We start from the raw sequence: 16,519 nt of genomic DNA, 5'->3' as shown, positions 1-16,519 counted from the left end.
CGCCAATCCGAGGGACCGGAGGTAGTGACAAGGCCGCATCATGGCCACCACCTTCACAGGTGTCCCGATCAACGTGAAGCCAAGGAGACGGAATCGGGGCTACAGGTCGGCAGGCAACAGCTCGAGAGACGGGACGTGGCAGGGACGGACGACGGTGAAATGGCGGCGGTCCACTGTGGCCACCTGCTTGGCCTTCCAGCGCTCAGCGATGGCAACCACGCAGGCGTCGGTGCCGCCTAGGGGGAGGTTGCCGTACTGGCGGACGAGCTCAGCCATCCGTGCCAGGTCGTCAGGCTGCACCGCGGTGACGGTGCCGAGCTGGTCGCTCGCGAGAGCATCGAGCATGGCGGCTTCTACGCGCGATCCGCATCGCGTGCCGACGAGGTGGCAGGCCTCGCCCAGCACTGGCGCCGGAATCAGCAGGTTCTGCGGATTGATCCCCTCGTACCACCGGGCATACGCATCGTGGTACTCGTCGTCGGCATCTGCCAGGGCTACGAGCGGTCCCGTGTCGACAACGATCACTCGCCGAACCCCGTCTCACGCAGGATCTCGTCCACACGCTGCGATGTATCCGAGTGGCCGGAGCGCCCCATGCCGATGAACGCAGGTCGTGTGCGTCGCGGCGGCTCTGGCAGTATCAATGGCCTGATCCGCTCAGCCGCCAGCTCGATATCGTCATCCGACAGCTGCTCGATCATTTCGCGAAGCTGATCCCGGGTGGTCATGCATTCAGCGTAGCCACGCCCGGTGGCAGGGGCCATCGCCGAGTCGCGGGCGGCACACGATCGAGGTATCCGGTGACTCGGCCCCAGACCGCGCCCCCTCAATGCCCGCCCTGTGCAGCCCAGCGGCCGTCTGACCTGCGCCTACAGCACCGGCAGGTTCTTCCGCAGCTCGAAGGCCGTGACCTCGCTGCGGTATTCCTCCCACTCCTGCTTCTTGTTGCGCAGGAAGAAGTCGTAGACGTGCTCGCCGAGCGTCTCGGCGACCAGTTCGGAGCGTTCCATCAGGTCGATGGCCTCGCCGAGGTTCTGCGGCAGCGGCTCGATGCCCATCGCGCGGCGTTCCGCGTCGCGCAGGGCCCAGACGTCGTCGTCGGCGCCCGGGGGCAGTTCGTAGCCCTTCTCGATGCCCTTGAGGCCCGCGGCGAGGAGGACCGCGTACGCGAGGTAGGGGTTGCAGCCGGAGTCGAGGGAGCGGACCTCGACGCGGGCCGAGCCGATCTTGCCGGGCTTGTACATCGGGACGCGGATCAGGGCCGAGCGGTTGTTGTGGCCCCAGCAGATGTACGAGGGGGCCTCGCCGCCCGCGCCCGCGGTGCGCTCGGAGCCGCCCCAGATGCGCTTGTAGGAGTTGACCCACTGGTTGGTGACGGCGGAGATCTCGGCGGCGTGGCGGAGCAGGCCCGCGATGAAGGAGCGGCCGACCTTCGAGAGCTGGTACTCGGCGCCCGATTCGTAGAACGCGTTGCGGTCGCCTTCGAAGAGGGAGAGGTGCGTGTGCATGCCCGAGCCGGGGTGCTCGGAGAAGGGCTTGGGCATGAACGTCGCGTTCACGCCCTGTTCGAGGGCGACCTGCTTCATGACCAGGCGGAAGGTCATGATGTTGTCGGCCGTGGAGAGCGCGTCCGCGTAGCGGAGGTCGATCTCCTGCTGGCCCGGCGCGCCCTCGTGGTGGCTGAACTCGACCGAGATGCCCATGGATTCGAGCATGGTGATCGCCTGGCGGCGGAAGTCCATGCCGACGTTCTGCGGGGTGTGGTCGAAGTAGCCGGAGTTGTCGGCCGGGGTGGGGCGGGAGCCGTCGAGCGGCTTGTCCTTCAGGAGGAAGAACTCGATCTCCGGGTGGGTGTAGAAGGTGAAGCCCAGGTCGGAGGACTTGGCGAGGGCCCGCTTGAGGACATAGCGCGGGTCGGCGAAGGACGGGGAGCCGTCGGGCATCATGATGTCGCAGAACATCCGGGCCGTGCCGGGGGCCTCCGCGCGCCACGGCAGGATCTGGAAGGTCACCGGGTCCGGCTTGGCGATCATGTCGGACTCGTAGACCCGGGCGAAGCCCTCGATCGCGGAGCCGTCGAAGCCGATGCCCTCGTCGAAGGCCTGCTCCAGTTCCGCCGGGGCGACGGCCACCGACTTGAGGAAGCCCAGGACGTCCGTGAACCACAGGCGTACGAACCGGATGTCGCGCTCCTCGAGGGTACGGAGCACGAATTCCTGCTGCTTGTCCATAGCGACTTTCCACCCATCCTTGCCGGCCGGCCGACCACCGGATCGTGTCATCCACCCGGGGTCACCTGAGCATCCCACCACACGGTTTCCGGCACATTGCAAACCGGCCCGGCCTTCCGGGAGCCGAGTGGGTTGACGGGGCGGCTGACGCAGCGGCCACCCGTCGGTAACATCACCTGACCTTGCCTGCCACTGGAGAACGGACTACACCAGATGGGTTCCGCCCGTAACACCTCCTCCGCCGAACGCCGTGCCCGCGTGGAGGAGATGCGCCGCGCCGAACACGCCCGCGAGCGCCGCACCCGTCTGATCACCATCACCGTCAGTACCGCCATAGTGGCGGGCCTGGTCGGTTTCGGCTCGTATCTGTTCATCAACGAGAAGAACAAGCAGGACGAAGCGGACGCCAAGGCGAAGGCCGCGTCGGAGGCGCCCATCGGGGGCATCAAGGAGTTCGATGCCGAGAAGCTGGGGCGCAACCACGTCAAGACGCCGGTCTCGTACCCGCAGACCCCGCCGGTCGGCGGCGACCACGATCCGACCTGGCTGAACTGCGACGGCGACGTATACGACGAGCCGGTCCGCAACGAGAACGCGGTGCACTCCCTCGAGCACGGCGCCGTCTGGGTCACGTACAACAAGCAGGCGAAGGACGCCGACGTCGAGGCGCTGAAGGAGAAGGTCAAGGCCACCCCGTACTCCCTGATGAGCCCGGTGGAGGCGCAGGAGGGCGCGCTCATGCTGACCGCCTGGGGCAAGCAGGTGACCGTGGACAGTGCGAAGGATCCCCGGGTGGAGAGCTTCTTCGCCAAGTTCGTCCAGGGCCCGCAGACCCCTGAGCCGGGCGCCGCCTGCACGAGCGGAACGATGTGAGCGGGATGAGCCTCATGGGAAAGCGCAGCACCTGGCTGGGGATCGCGGCGGCGCTGCTGCTCGCGGGCGGCGGGGGCGCGGCACTGGCGCTCGCCGACGGCGACGGCGAGGCGTCTCCGGCCGCCACGGCCACGCCCACGACGGACTCCGCCGACGCGGGGTTCGCGCGGGACATGGCCGTGCACCATCAGCAGGCCGTCGAGATGTCCTTCGTCATCCGGGCGCGCACGGACGACGAGGAGATCCGCCGACTCGCGTACGACATCGCCAACACCCAGGCCAACCAGCGCGGCATGCTGCTCGGCTGGCTCAGCCTGTGGGGGCTTCCGGTCGCCTCCGGTGACGCCCCGATGGGCTGGATGGACATGGCGGCCTCACCGGCGCCCGGTCACGACGGGGCGCTGATGCCGGGGATGGCGACCAAGACGCAGATGAAGCGGCTCGGCGAGCTGAGCGGCAAGGAAGCCGAGATCCTGTTTCTGCAGCTGATGACCGAGCACCACAAGGGCGGTGTGCACATGGCCCAGGGCTGTGTGGACCGGTGCGAGGTGGGGGTCGAGCAGCGGCTGGCGCAGGGGATGGTGGACGCGCAGGAGTCGGAGATCGAGCTGATGGCGGACCTGCTGCGGGCTCGGGGCGCCGAGGCGCGGTAGACCGGCCCCGGACGCGGTGGACGCCTCCGGCCGCCCCGGACGCCGTGGGCCGCTTCAGGCCCCGGACGCGGTGGGCCGCTTCGGGGTCGGGGCCGTAGGGTTTGAGCCACTACGTCCCGTCCGGTGGTGGTGCATGCAGCGATGAGCCTTTCCCGCGGCCTGCGGCCCGTCGCCGTCCTGCTCGCGCTCGGCGCGGTGGTGTACTGCGCGTGGCTCAGCGAGTTCTTCCTCGCCACGGGTCTCGATCCGCTGCGGACGTACGTCAGTGAACTCGCCGCCGAGAGTGAACCGCTCGGCGGCGTCTTCCGTGCCACGGACCTGGTGGCGGGGCTGCTCCTGCTCGTCGGCGCGGCCTGGGGGCTGGCCGCGCACCTGCCACGGACGGGCTGGTCGCGGACCGGCTGGGCGGGCCTCGTGCTCTTCGGCGCGGCGACCGCAGTCGACTCGCGGCTGCCGCTGAGCTGCACCCCGACCGCCGATCCGCGCTGCGCGGCGCGCGAGGCGGCCGGGCTGCTCCCGGCCACCCACACGGTGCACGCGGTGAGCAGTTCACTCGCGGTGCTCGGGGCGCTGACCGGCATGGTGGCGCTGACCGTCGCGGCCCGCCGCCACGACCGCCGGCGGCTCCTGGCCCGGTACGGGCCGTGGCTGGTGGCGGCCGCACTCGCCGCCACCGTCTGGACCCTGGCCGCGGTGGCGGCCTTCCAGGCGGGCGGCGGGACCTGGCTGCTCGGCCTGGGGCAGCGCTGCCAGGTGCTGCTGATCTCGGTGTGGCTGGGGCTGCTCGCGTACGAGGTGGGGCGCGGCGAAGGCGCTGGGCACACCGGCACCGGCACCAGCACCGGGACCGGCACCAGCGCCGGGACCGGGACCGGATCCAGCGGCACGGGGTCGGGCCGATGAGCGGGCGGACGGGCCCGTTCGACGCGACGGGAGCGGGCCCGTGAGTGGGGCCGTGAACGGGCGGACCGAGGGGTTCGTGCGGATCGGCGGGGTGGTGCATCACGTCGTCGTCGAGGGCGCCGGGCCGGTCTGCGTGCTCACGCCGGGGCTCGGCATGGCGTGGTTCGACTGGGATGCCGTGGCCGCGCTGCTCGCCCCGCACCGTACGGTCGTCCGCTTCGACCGCCCCGGACTCGGGCTCAGCGCACCGGCCGCCGTGCTCCCTTCGCTGACCGGCGAGGCCGACCGGATCGCGCGGGTCCTCGACGCGTGCGGCCTGGACGGGCCCGCCACCGTGGCGGGCCACTCCCTGGGCGGCTTCCACGCCGAGGCCTTCGCCCGGCTGCACCCCGCGCGTACGGCGGGTCTCGTCCTGATCGATTCCAGCGTGGAGCCGGCCGCCCGCCCGCGCCCGGCGCCCGCGCTGCACACGGGCCTCACCCGCGTCGCCGCCCGGGTCCTGGCCGCGGCGGGAGTGCCGCGTGCTCTGGGCCCGGCGGCGCGGCGGGCCGTGTTCCGGCTCGCGCGCGGCGGCCGGGCAGGCGACCCGGCGCCGTACGCGCTGGTGCGCCGCGCCTATGCGACGAGCCGTTCACTGCGGGCGGTTCTCGCCGAGTACGCCACGTATCCGGATATGGCGGCCCAACTCGCCTGCGTACGAAGGCAGTTCACACTGCCCGCCGAGCTGCCCGTCACGGTTCTCGCGGCGGGCGAGGGCGAGAGCTGGCTGCGGCGGCAGCGGGAGCTCGCCGGGGCGCTCGGGGCCGGGCTGCGCCTCGCGGCGGGGGCCGGGCATCTGGTGATGCTCGACCGGCCCGGCGAGGTGGCGGACGCGGTGCTCTCCACGAGCGCCCCCGCATGCCATTTGCGCAGGTGAAGGGCACAGTAGGGCAAAGATGAGCCTCTGTTACGGTGACGCGAAAATTCACATCGCGCACCAAGGACCACCATGAGCACTCCGCCCCCGCCGGGCCACGAGTCCCCCTTCGCCCCACCGCACGCCTCGGGCGCCGAATCCCCCTCCGCCCCGCCGCAGACCTCCGGACCGGATTCGCCCTTCGCCCCGCCGCAGACCTCCGGACCGGATTCGCCCTTCGCCTCGCCGCCGGTCTCCGGCCCCGTACCGCCCCAGGGCCCGGCCATGGGCACCCCGTACCCGATGCCCCCGGCCCCGGGCCCGTACATGATGGCGCCGCGCAACGGCCTGGGCATCGCCGGTCTCGTGACCGGCATCATCGGCGCCGTGCTGTTCCTGACGGTCTGGCTCGGCATCATCCTCGGCATCCTCGGCCTGGTCTTCGGCCTCATAGGCCGCTCCCGCGCCAAGCGGGGCGAGGCGACCAACGGCGGGGTGGCCCTCGCGGGCGCCATCCTCGGCGGTATCGCGATCGTCGCCTCCACGGTGTGGCTGGTCTTCGCGGTGATCATCGTCTCGGACGCCGTCGACGAGGCCAAGGACGAGGTCACCCAGATCGAGAAGGACACCAGCGGTGCCGGAGGCACCGATGCCGAAGCCGACGGTGATGCCGAAGCCGAGGCGGCCGTCGCGTTCGGCGAGAGCTACGTGTACGAGGACGGTCTGAGCGTCACCGTCTCGAAGCCCGCCGCGTACAAGCCGGACGAGTTCGCCGTCGGCCACACGAAGGGCAACAAGGCCTTCCAGTTCACGATCACGATCGAGAACGGCGGCAAGAGGAAGCTCGACCTGGCCAGCGCCTACCCCATGCTGCGCGACGGCGAGGGCACCGAGGCCGAGATGGTCTTCGACGGCAGCAACAGCACCAAGCCCTTCGCCGGTTCCGTGCTCCCCGGCAAGAAGGCCACCGCCACGTACGCCTTCTCCGTCCCCGCCGGCGCCGAGACGGACCTCCAGCTGGAGCTGAGCCCCGAGTTCCTCGAATACGAGCCGGCGATCTGGTCGGGCTCGGCCGAGTAGGCCGCGCAGGCCGAGCGGCCCGGTCAGCCCGGGCGGGCCGGGGAGGCCGGGCGGGCCGGGGAGGCCGCGAAGGCCGCGGGGAGACTCAGAGTTCCACGGAAGCCGCGAGCGGCAGGTGGTCGCTGCCGGTGCGGGGCAGCGACCAGGAGCTCACCGGCTCGATGCCCCGCACCATGATCTGGTCGATCCGCGCCATCGGGAAGGCGGCCGGCCAGCTGAACCCGAACCCGTCCCCCGCAGCCCCCTGCGTGGAACGCAGCTGCGAGGTGACGGGTGCCAGGGCCCGGTCGTTGAAGGTGCCGTTGAGGTCGCCGAGCAGGATCAGCCTGCGCACCTCGTCCGCGCGGATCGCGAGCCCGAGCGCCCGGGCGCTGCTGTCGCGCTGGCCGGCGGTGAAACCCGCGTCCGCGTTGACGCGTACGGACGGCAGATGCGCCACGTACACCGCGATCTCCCCCTTCGGGGAGGCCACGGTGGTGCGCAGGGCCCGCGTCCAGCCCATCTTGATGTCCACGGGCCGCGAGTCCTTGAGCGGGTACTTGCTCCAGACGCCGACGGTGCCTTCGACGGCCGCGTACGGATAGGTCTCGCGCAGGATCTTCTTGTACGTGGGCAGCGCCTCGCGGTTGAGTTCCTCCAGGGCGATCACCTGGGCGCCGGATGCGGCGATCCTGCGGGCGGTGCCCTCGGGGTCGGGGTTGTCGGCGTTCACGTTGTGCGTGGCGACCGTCAGATCGCCGCCCGCGGCGGACTTGTCGAAGATCAGGCCGCCGAAGAGGCTCATCCAGACGAAGGCCGGCAGGAGCACGGCGATCAGCGCCGTGGCCGATTTGCGCAGGACCGCGAGGGCCAGGAGCACCGGCACGAACAGCCCGAGCCAGGGCAGGAAGGTCTCGGTGAGCGAGCCGAGGTTGCCGACCTGGTTGGGGATCTTCGAGTGCAGCGCCATGACCAGCGCGAGCAGGACGGCGAGGGCCGCGACGACGATGCCGCGGCGCCAGACGCCCGGCTTCCTGAGCGTGTTGCGCAGGCCGTCGAGCAGGCGCCGGGCGCGGGAGCGGTGCTCAGGCTCCGAGCCGCCGGTCCCCGTCTCCGTCATATACGCCTGCGCCATACCGTTGCCTCATTCGCCGTGCACACCGTCGCCGTCCCGGGTCGACCCTAGGCGATGACGGTGCTGTGCCTTGCCGCGAGGGCCGGGCCGGGGCCGGGCTGTTCTCGTGGCCGTACGGCTAGGAGGACGGGCGGTGCCGGCCGGCAGTTCCTGGCCGGGGCCCGTTCACAGGCGGCTGTGACGAAACGCGCACATCAGCCGCGTATCGCCGGTCCGCTCACCGGCCTGCGCGGGCTCCCCGCCCGGCCTGCTCGGGCGTCCCATACGCCCTGAGCGGGCGTCCTCACCGGCCCGCGTGGCCGGGGTCCGTCCGCAGCCCTTCGAGGACCGTGTCGACGACCGACTCGGCGAGCCCCTCGGGCAGCGGTGCGTCATGGCTGAGGATGGTGCGGGCGAGCATGGGGCCGGTGAACAGATCGCACATCAGCGAGACGTCGAGGTGGCCGCGGAGCTCGCCCGATTCGACGCCGTGCCGCAGCACTTCGGTGATCCGCTCGCGGCGGCGGGCAACGACCTCCTCGTGATAGCGCTCCCAGAGCTGCGGATAGCTCTTGGCCTGCGCGAGCAGGCTCTGCAGCAGCGCCGAGGAGCGCTTGGCCAGGCCCCGGCGGCGGATCCCTTCGAGGACGGCGACGAGATCATCCCGTACGGACGTGCCCGGCAGCTCCGCATCGGGTTCCTCGGTCGCCCGCATGACCTCGACGAACAGCTCCTCCTTGCCGCTCCAGCGCCGGTAGATGGTGGCCTTGCCGACGCCGGCGGTGCGCGCGATCCGTTCGATGGACATGTCGCCGAGCGAGACGCCCTCTTCGAGGAGGCTCATCACGCCCTCGATGATGGCCTGCTCGACGGCTTCGCTGCGCGGCCGCCCGCGCACGGCCCCGGACCGGCTCGATGGCATGTGCCGTTCATGCCGCTGCTCGTGCCGGTGCCTCGGGCCCATCCCTGGCGCTCCTCTTCGTCCCGCTCATCCCGTGTACGCAGCCGTCGCGCGTGCACGGCCGTCCCGCGTACGCAACTGCCGTGCGTACGCGGTGGCTCGTACCCGTACGTCACTCGCACCCGTACGTCATACGTACTCGATGCGTACGTCATTCTCGCCTAGTGCCGCGTCAGGGAACCTTTGCCCGTCAAGGAGCGGCGTCCGGTGCGTGCTCTCGGCGTGCGGGCCGGAAGTCCTCGTACTGGACGTACTCGGGCTTTCGGCACGTGCGGCGAGAGTGCGTGCCGGGCGTCGCGACGGGGCAAAGGTTCCCTGATGCGGCACTAGCGGCCCGCGCCCACCGGCTCGGAGGTCTCCTCCGCCGCCCGCTCGCCAGGCGCGGGCGGGCGGCCCGGCAGGAACAGGGCGACGACGAGCGCGCCCAGCAGGGCGACGCCCGCGCCGCACAGGGCGGTGATGTGCATCGCGTCCAGGAAGGCCTGGTGCGCCGGGGCGACGAGCGCCTCGCCGCGCTCGCCGAGCGAGCGGGACACGGCGAGCGTCGCCTCGATGGACTCCCCCGCCGCGTGCCGCGCCTGCTCCGGCAGGACGGCGAGCCGGTCCTCGATGCCGGAGCGGTACGCGGCGGAGAGCACCGATCCGAGGATCGCGATCCCGAGCGCGCCGCCGACCTGCCGGAAGGTGTTGCTGAGCGCAGAGGCCGAGCCCGCCTTCTCGCGTGGCAGGGCCTGCATGATGACCACGCTCACCGGGGTCATGATGTGCGCCATCCCGGTGCCCATGAGGAAGAAGACGACCTCCAGGATCCAGATCGGGGTGTCCGCGTCGAGCAGCGAGAAGACGCCCAGCATCGCCGCGATGAGCAGCAGCCCGGCGGTGGTGACCGCCTTGTTGCCGAAGCGGTCGACGGCGAGGCGGGCGCGCGGCGCGAAGATCAGCTGGGCGGCGGCGAGCGGGATGAGGAGCAGACCGGACTGCAGCGGCGTGTAGCCGCGCACGCTCTGCAGGTAGAAGACCGAGAAGAACGTGACGCCCATGAGGGCGAAGAAGACCAGGGCGATGGCCGCGATGGCGGCCGAGAACACCTTGTTCTTGAAGTACGTGACGTCGATGGACGGGTGGTCGCTGCGCTTCTGGTGCACCACGAAGACGGCGAGCACGGCGAGCCCGGCGCCCGAGGTGGCGAGCACGGTCGGGGCGGTGAAGTCGGCGAGCCGGCCGCCCTCGATGATCCCGTAGACGAGCAGGACGAGACCGAGGACGGAGAGCAGCACGCCGACGGGGTCGATCCGGCCGGGGGCGGGGTCCTTGGAATCGGGCACGAGCGCGATCATGAGGACGAGCGCGAGCAGCACGATCGGCACGTTGACCAGGAAGACCGAGCCCCACCAGAAGTGGTCGAGCAGCAGTCCGCCGGTGATGGGCCCGATGGCGATGGCGAGTCCGACGCCCGCGGCCCAGATGCCGATGGCCTTGGGCTGCTCCTCGCGCTCGAAGACGTTCATCAGGATCGCGAGGGTCGCGGGCATCACGAAGGCGGCGCCGAAGCCCATCACGGCGCGGAACGCGACGAGTTGACCCGGTGAGTCGGCAAGCGCGGCGAGCAGGGAGCCCACGCCGAACACGACGAGGCCGAACAGCAGCATCTTCTTGCGCCCGATCCGGTCGCCGAGGAGTCCGGCGGTGAGGAGCAGCCCGGCGAAGACGAGCGTGTACGAGTTGATCGCCCACTCCAGCTCGCCCTGGGTGGCGCCGAGGCCGGTGGGTGCCGGTTCGGAGATCGTCTTGACCGCCACGTTCAGGATCGAGTTGTCGAGGACGACGATCAGCAGGCTGAGCATCAGCACGCCGAGGATGAGCCAGCGGCGGCGGTGGACGGCTTCGGGTATGCGGGCGGGGGTGGTGGGCGGTGTCGTCGTCATGGGGATGAGAATAGGGTTTTTTCGATACGACACCGTCTCGTATCGTAAATTTTTGAGGAGCTTTTACCGGGGCAGAAGGCTCTGAGCACCGGCGGCAGAGGGCTCTAAGCGCGCGCTTGGGGGTTCCTCTGGTCTGCGGACCCGTGAGGTGCCACCATGGGTGGTGATCCGGGGACGCCGTCAGGGCGCCTCGAGATGACTGAAGGAGCCGTTGCAATGTCGCAGATTTCGGCTGCCCAGACGCCTGCCGCGCCCGAGGGGAACGCCCCCGGGGGCAAGCAGGCTTCCGACAGCAGTAAGGCGCTGTACGGGGGCAGGTCAAACCGCCGCGTGACCGTACGGGACCTCATCGCCGCCAAGGAGCGCGGCGAGAAGTGGCCCATGCTGACCGCCTACGACGCGATGACCGCCTCCGTCTTCGACGAGGCAGGGGTACCCGTCCTGCTCGTCGGCGACTCGATGGGCAACTGCCATCTCGGGTACGACACCACCGTGCCCGTCACGCTCGACGAGATGACCATGCTGTCCGCCGCGGTCGTACGCGGCACCTCGCGTGCCCTGGTCGTCGGCGACCTGCCGTTCGGCTCCTACCAGGAGGGGCCGGTGCAGGCGCTGCGCTCGGCGACCCGCCTGGTCAAGGAGGCGGGCGTGGGGGCCGTGAAGCTGGAGGGCGGCGAGCGCTCGCTGGCCCAGACCGAACTGCTCGTCCAGTCCGGCATCCCCGTCATGTCCCACCTGGGGCTGACCCCGCAGTCCGTGAACACCATGGGCTACCGGGTGCAGGGGCGCGGGGACGAGGATGCGCACCGGCTGCTGCGGGACGCGAAGGCGGCGCAGGACGCGGGCGCGTTCGCCCTCGTCCTCGAACTCGTCCCGGCCGAGCTCGCGGCCGAGGTCACCCGCTCGCTGCACATCCCGACCGTCGGCATCGGTGCCGGGGCGTCCTGCGATGCGCAGGTCCTCGTCTACACAGACATGATGGGGCTGACGCCCGGGAAGATGCCGCGCTTCGTCAAGCAGTACGCGGATCTGCGCGCCCAGATGGTCTCGGCGGCCCGCGAGTTCTCCGAGGAGGTCGTGGGCGGCGCCTTCCCGCGGGAGGAGCACACGTTCCACTAGGGGTGTCCACCCCATCTGACCTGCACGTATAGGCGCATCGCCGGTCACTGGCAGGTCAGCGGCAGGTCACCGACAACCCGTGTCGGTGACCTGTCGGCACTCTGTCGGCCCCCTGTCGGCGGCGCCGCCCACAGTTGTCGGCATGACGCGATCCGACAACAGCACGACCCACCGCACCGCGGTCACCGTACGAGGCCTCGCCAAGCACTACGGCGAGACGAAGGCCCTCGACGGCGTCGACCTGGACGTACGCGAGGGCACCGTCCTCGGCGTGCTCGGTCCGAACGGCGCCGGCAAGACCACTCTGGTCCGCATCCTGTCCACCCTCATCCGCCCCACCGCGGGCACGGCCGTCGTGGCCGGCCACGACGTGCTGCGCCAGCCCCGCCGGCTGCGCCGCAAGATCGGCCTGACCGGCCAGTACGCCTCGGTCGACGAGAAGCTCTCCGGCTTCGAGAACCTGTACATGATCGGCCGGCTGCTCGATCTGTCGAGGGCGGACGCCAGAAAGCGCGCCGAGGAGCTGCTCGAGCGCTTCTCGCTCACCGAGGCCGCCAAGCGCACCGCCGGCACGTACTCCGGTGGTATGCGCCGCCGTCTCGACCTCGCGGCCTCGATGATCGGCCGCCCCGCCGTCCTCTACCTGGACGAGCCGACCACCGGTCTCGACCCGCGGACCCGCAACGAGGTGTGGGACGAGGTCAAGTCCATGCGGGACGAGGGCGTCACCGTCCTGCTGACCACGCAGTACATGGAGGAGGCCGAGCAGCTGGCCTCCGAACTGACCGTGATCGACCGCGGCCGGATCATCGCCGAGGGCGGCATCGCCGAACTCAAGGCGAAGGTCGGCGGCCGCACCCTGCGCATCCGCCCGGCCGATCCCCTGCGGCTGCGCATGATCGCCGCGGACCTGGACGCCTCCGGTCTCACCGGCCTCGCCACCACCTCGGTCGACTCCGAGAACGGCACCGTCATCGTGCCCGTACAGAGCGATGAGCAGCTCACCGCGATCGTGGCCCGGCTGGCCGCCGCCGGTGTCCAGCTCGCCGACATCGCCACCGAACTGCCCAGCCTGGACGAGGTGTTCCTCTCGCTGACCGGCCAGAAGGCCAGTGCCCCGCAGGACGCACCCGCCCGTGAACTCGAGGAGGCCGCCGCATGAGAGAGCGAAGCGAACGCATCAACAAGAGGAGCGCGCTGTGCGAACAGCCCGCCGAGCGAAGCGAGGCCGGCGCATGAGCACCACGACCCTCAACAAGCCCGCACCGGCCCCGCAGCAGCCCCTTCTCGACGACGAGGACGGCAGGATCGGTCTGCGCGCCAACCTGCGCCACACCGGCGCCCTGATCCGCCGCAATCTGCTGTGGATCAAGAAGGACCCGGAGTCGATGTTCGACGCCCTCCTGATGCCCGTGGTCCTCACCCTGCTGTTCGTGTTCGTCTTCGGCGGTTCGATCGGCAAGGCGATGGGCGGCGGACAGGACGCCTATATCCAGTACGTCATCCCCGGCATGCTCGCGATGATGTCGATGACCATCGCCCAGGCCGTCGGCACCGGCTTCAACGAGGACTTCCACAAGGGCATCATGGACCGCTTCCGGTCGCTGCCCATCGGGCGTGCCTCGGTGCTCGTCGCGAAGATCACCGTGGAGATCCTGCGGATGCTGATCGCCACCACGGTGCTGATGGTCGTCGCGGTGCTGGTCGGCTTCGACATCGAGTCCTGGCCCGGCCTGTTCGCGGCCGTCGGCCTCTCGCTGCTCTTCGGCTCGGCCGTGATGTGGATCTTCCTGGTCCTCGGCGTGACCATGAAGAACGCGCAGTCGGTGCAGGCGATGGCCGTCATGGTGATGATGCCGCTGCAGTTCGGTTCGTCGATCTTCACGCCGACCGAGAACATGCCGGGCTGGCTGCAGAACTTCACCGAGTACAACCCGATGTCGGGCCTCGCGGACGCGGCCCGCGGCCTGATGACCACCGGCCACCCCGTCGCGCACGGCCTGTGGCTGACGCTCGCCTGGACGGTCGGTCTGACCGTGGTCATGGCTCCGTACGCCATCCACAAGTTCGCGAAGAAGAGCTGATGCGTGGAGAGCGTCCGATGCGTGGGAAAGGTCGGACGCATGGAGAAGGCCGGACGCTTGGAGAAGGTCTGATGCCTACGGAATCGGGGCGCTGATCCTGGTGCCGCCGGATCGCGTCCCGCGGCACCCGGGTCAGAACAGGGCGGCGGCCTCCTCGACGGAGAGGCCGCCGCCTTCCGTATGGGCCCGCTCGTACTCCTCGTCGCTGAGGTGGGCGCGCACGGCCGCCTCGGCGCTCTCGCGCAGTTCCCGCTCGAACTGCGGCGCCACATGCTTGACGGGCCGCTGGGCGTCGGAAACGCCGAGCACGCGGGCCGCGTCCCGGGCCCGCTCCGGACCGAGTCCGGCGAGTGCCCTGGCGGCCAGGGACAGATGGGTCCAGGTCAGCTGTGGCATCACCATCTGCGGCATCGGGTCGAGGGCGCGCACCAGCGCCTCGCGCGCGTTCACCAACGCGGACTCGTGGTCGCCGTCGACGGTGTCGAGCCAGCCCTGCATGCCCATGATCATGCCCTTGAACATCGCGATCGGCCCCGCGGAGAACTGCTCGCCCAGCCAGGCAAGGCACTCCCGCGCCTGAGCGGTGCGGCCGGTGCGGCCCAGACGCAGTGCGAGGAAGAGCCGGGCGAAGGCCTGGGCCTCCAGGACCGCCGGATCGGACTCGGCGATCACCTCGCGCAGGATCCGCTCGGCCTCGTCACCCTGGCCGAGTTCGGCGAGCGCGCCGCCGGCCAGGCGGGATTTGAGGACCATGACCTGGGTGGAGGCGCCGATGCGTTCGGTGTGCTCGATCGCCGCGCGATAGTCCTCGGCGGCCCGCGCGAAGTGCCCCTGCCGCTCCCAGGCCTCACCGCGCGCGGACAGCGCCTCGGCCTGCCCCCAGACATCGCCGAGTTCACGGTAGATCGCGAGCGCCTCGTCGGCGGCCTCGCAGGCGCCGTCCGCCCATTCGCCGCGGTTGGCGAGGATGTTGGCGCGCACATGCAGCGCCGTGGCCAGCTCCCAGCGGTGGCCGAGCCGTCGGCAGGCCTGCACGGTCTCCTCGGTGAGCTCCGCCACGTCGAAGGGCTCGCCGCTGATCAGCCGGGCGAAGAACCAGAGCGATCCCGGCATCCGGCAGGTCTGCGGCTGGCCCACCCGGTACGTCGCCACGACGGCGTCGAGCAGATCGCGCGAGGAGTCGTCCGACCAGATGTCGCGGCCGTGGTCCTGGGTGGCCAGCTGGATGAGCCGTACGCCGCGCCGCGCCTCCTGGAGCACCTCGGGGCTCATCGGCGGCGGCGCGTCGGTGCAGCGCTCGGGCACGTCGGGGGCGGGGGTGACCGGCGGCGCGAACGGGTCGGGGCCGAGTTCGGCGACGGCGGTCGACCAGTGCTGGGACTCGGTCCGCTGGTCGCGGATCTGCCAGTACCAGCACAGCGCGTGGACCAGGCACAGCGCCTCCTGCTCCTCGCGCAGGGCGACGGCTCGGCGCAGGGCGGTGCGCAGGTTCTCGTACTCGGTCTCGATCCGCGCGATCGCCTCGAACTGGCGGCTGGTGCGCAGCAACGGGTCGGTGGTGCGGGCGAGTTCGCGGTAGTGGACGAGGTGGGCGCGCTCGGCGAGGGCCCGTTCGCCCGCCTCGTCGAGGCGTTCGGAGGCGTACTCGGCGACGGTCTCCAGGAGCCGGTAGCGCATCTCGCCCTCGGCCGTGGGCGCCGCCACCACAAGCGACTTGTCGACGAGGGAGCCGAGCAGGTCGAGGACATCGCGCCGGTCGACCATGAGGTGCAGATGGCAGGCGGCGTCCCCGTCCGACTCGGGCACGGCGCCGCAGACGGCCTCGGCGGCGCCCAGATCGCAGCCGCGGGCGAAGACGGAGAGGCGGCGCAGCACGGCCCGCTCGGGAGCGTCGAGCAGATCCCAGGACCAGTCGACGACGGCCCGCAGCGTCTGCTGGCGCGGCAGGGCCGTGCGGCTGCCGCCGGTCAGGAGACGGAAACGGTCGTCGAGCCGGTCGGCGATCCGGCGCGGGCTGAGCATCCGCAGCCGGGCCGCGGCGAGTTCGATGGCGAGCGGCTGGCCGTCGAGACGGCGGCAGATCTCCTCGGCCGCGGCCCGGTCGTCCTCGACGCTGAAGCCGGGCCGCGCGGCCGCCCCGCGCTCGTCGAGGAGCCGCAGCGCCATCGCCTCGGGCAGCGGCCCCAGCGGCCGCACCGACTCCCCCGGCACGCCGAGCGGTTCACGGCTCGTGGCGAGAACCGTCAGACCGGGGCAGCGCGGAAGCAGATACGCCAGCATGTGAGCGGCCGCCCCGACCACATGCTCGCAGTTGTCGAGTACGAGGAGCAGCTCCCGTCGCGCGAGATGCTCCGCCAGGCGTACGAGGGGGTCCTGGCCGTGCCGGTCCGCGGAGCGCAGTTCCTCGGCGCCCGCCCCGTACAGGACGGTCTCGCGGGCGCCGAGCGCCGTGAGCACCGCCTCCGGTACGGCCTCGGGATCGGCACCCGCGTCGACCGGCGCGAGCTCGGCCAGCCAGACGCCGTCGCGGTGGGCCAGCCCGTCGGCGGCCTCCTGCGAGAGCCGCGTCTTGCCCGCGCCGCCGGGGCCGAGCAGGGTCACCAGGCGCGCGCCGGCGAGATCGGCGCGCAGGGCCTCGATGTCCTCCTCGCGGCCGATGAAAGAGGTGAGGCGGGCGCGGAGGTTGCCTTTGCGGGCGGGTG

The 16,519-nt window shown here is 71.1% G+C and carries 15 protein-coding genes; 8 read left to right on the top strand and 7 right to left on the bottom strand.

The window, feature by feature from the left end; genetic code table 11:
• Nucleotides 1–99 precede the first annotated feature (99 nt).
• From ACLF6P_RS14780 to ACLF6P_RS14770, 3 genes are all read right to left on the bottom strand, one after another.
• Nucleotides 100–525, bottom strand: a complete 426-nt coding sequence (locus ACLF6P_RS14780; protein ID WP_415950712.1) for a type II toxin-antitoxin system VapC family toxin — start codon at nt 523–525, stop codon at nt 100–102.
• The gene (locus ACLF6P_RS14775) at nt 522–728 is read right to left on the bottom strand and encodes a hypothetical protein (RefSeq protein WP_415950711.1); all 207 of its coding nucleotides are present in this window, start codon (nt 726–728) and stop codon (nt 522–524) included. Before ACLF6P_RS14775 ends, ACLF6P_RS14780 begins: the two co-directional genes overlap by 4 nt.
• A gap of 141 nt (nt 729–869) precedes the next feature.
• Nucleotides 870–2,231 carry a glutamine synthetase family protein gene (locus ACLF6P_RS14770; protein ID WP_415950710.1) on the bottom strand — a complete coding sequence of 454 codons (1,362 nt, stop codon included), beginning with the start codon at nt 2,229–2,231 and terminating at the stop codon, nt 870–872.
• A gap of 213 nt (nt 2,232–2,444) precedes the next feature.
• Between ACLF6P_RS14770 and ACLF6P_RS14765 the strand changes: the two genes are divergently transcribed.
• The 5 genes from ACLF6P_RS14765 (at nt 2,445) to ACLF6P_RS14745 (ending at nt 6,635) form a co-directional block, all read left to right on the top strand.
• Complete coding sequence (locus ACLF6P_RS14765; RefSeq protein ID WP_415950709.1) at nt 2,445–3,104, top strand: DUF3105 domain-containing protein; 660 nt, start codon at nt 2,445–2,447, stop codon at nt 3,102–3,104.
• 14 nt (nt 3,105–3,118) lie between these two features.
• Entirely contained in the window at nt 3,119–3,757 is a 639-nt protein-coding gene (locus ACLF6P_RS14760; protein ID WP_415950948.1) for a DUF305 domain-containing protein, read from the top strand.
• Nucleotides 3,758–3,898: 141 nt separating this feature from the next.
• Nucleotides 3,899–4,660, top strand: coding sequence for a DUF998 domain-containing protein (locus tag ACLF6P_RS14755; protein ID WP_415950708.1), 762 nt, complete (start codon nt 3,899–3,901; stop codon nt 4,658–4,660).
• Nucleotides 4,661–4,700: 40 nt separating this feature from the next.
• Nucleotides 4,701–5,576 (top strand): alpha/beta fold hydrolase, encoded by an 876-nt coding sequence (locus ACLF6P_RS14750; RefSeq protein WP_415950707.1) that lies wholly within the window; start codon nt 4,701–4,703, stop codon nt 5,574–5,576.
• A gap of 72 nt (nt 5,577–5,648) precedes the next feature.
• The gene (locus ACLF6P_RS14745; RefSeq protein WP_415950706.1) at nt 5,649–6,635 is read left to right on the top strand and encodes a DUF4190 domain-containing protein; all 987 of its coding nucleotides are present in this window, start codon (nt 5,649–5,651) and stop codon (nt 6,633–6,635) included.
• 85 nt (nt 6,636–6,720) lie between these two features.
• On the opposite strand, the gene ACLF6P_RS14740 is transcribed toward ACLF6P_RS14745, so the two are convergent.
• The 3 genes from ACLF6P_RS14740 to ACLF6P_RS14730 form a co-directional block, all read right to left on the bottom strand.
• A complete protein-coding gene (locus ACLF6P_RS14740) occupies nt 6,721–7,749 on the bottom strand; it encodes an endonuclease/exonuclease/phosphatase family protein (protein WP_415950705.1) in 1,029 nt (342 codons plus the stop codon).
• Nucleotides 7,750–8,032: 283 nt separating this feature from the next.
• The gene (locus ACLF6P_RS14735) at nt 8,033–8,650 is read right to left on the bottom strand and encodes a TetR/AcrR family transcriptional regulator (RefSeq protein WP_415950704.1); all 618 of its coding nucleotides are present in this window, start codon (nt 8,648–8,650) and stop codon (nt 8,033–8,035) included.
• A gap of 365 nt (nt 8,651–9,015) precedes the next feature.
• A complete protein-coding gene (locus ACLF6P_RS14730; RefSeq protein ID WP_415950703.1) occupies nt 9,016–10,614 on the bottom strand; it encodes an MFS transporter in 1,599 nt (532 codons plus the stop codon).
• 216 nt (nt 10,615–10,830) lie between these two features.
• Here ACLF6P_RS14730 and panB point away from each other — a divergent pair, with 216 nt between their 5' ends.
• The 3 genes from panB (at nt 10,831) to ACLF6P_RS14715 (ending at nt 13,817) form a co-directional block, all read left to right on the top strand.
• A complete protein-coding gene (gene panB / locus ACLF6P_RS14725; protein ID WP_415950702.1) occupies nt 10,831–11,733 on the top strand; it encodes a 3-methyl-2-oxobutanoate hydroxymethyltransferase in 903 nt (300 codons plus the stop codon).
• 142 nt (nt 11,734–11,875) lie between these two features.
• On the top strand, nt 11,876–12,895 hold the full coding sequence (locus tag ACLF6P_RS14720; RefSeq protein WP_415950701.1) for an ATP-binding cassette domain-containing protein: 1,020 nt from the start codon (nt 11,876–11,878) through the stop codon (nt 12,893–12,895).
• Nucleotides 12,896–12,968: 73 nt separating this feature from the next.
• Nucleotides 12,969–13,817, top strand: coding sequence for an ABC transporter permease (locus ACLF6P_RS14715; RefSeq protein WP_415950700.1), 849 nt, complete (start codon nt 12,969–12,971; stop codon nt 13,815–13,817).
• Nucleotides 13,818–13,949: 132 nt separating this feature from the next.
• On the opposite strand, the gene ACLF6P_RS14710 is transcribed toward ACLF6P_RS14715, so the two are convergent.
• The coding region (locus ACLF6P_RS14710) for an ATP-binding protein (protein ID WP_415950699.1) at nt 13,950–16,519 on the bottom strand (2,570 nt) is incomplete at its 5' end.

This window comes from Streptomyces lothianensis (assembly GCF_047779955.1).
Classification (GTDB): Bacteria; Actinomycetota; Actinomycetes; order Streptomycetales; family Streptomycetaceae; genus Streptomyces.
The sequence above is the reverse complement of the archived record's forward strand: the minus strand, read 5'-3'. Positions and strand labels throughout refer to the sequence as shown.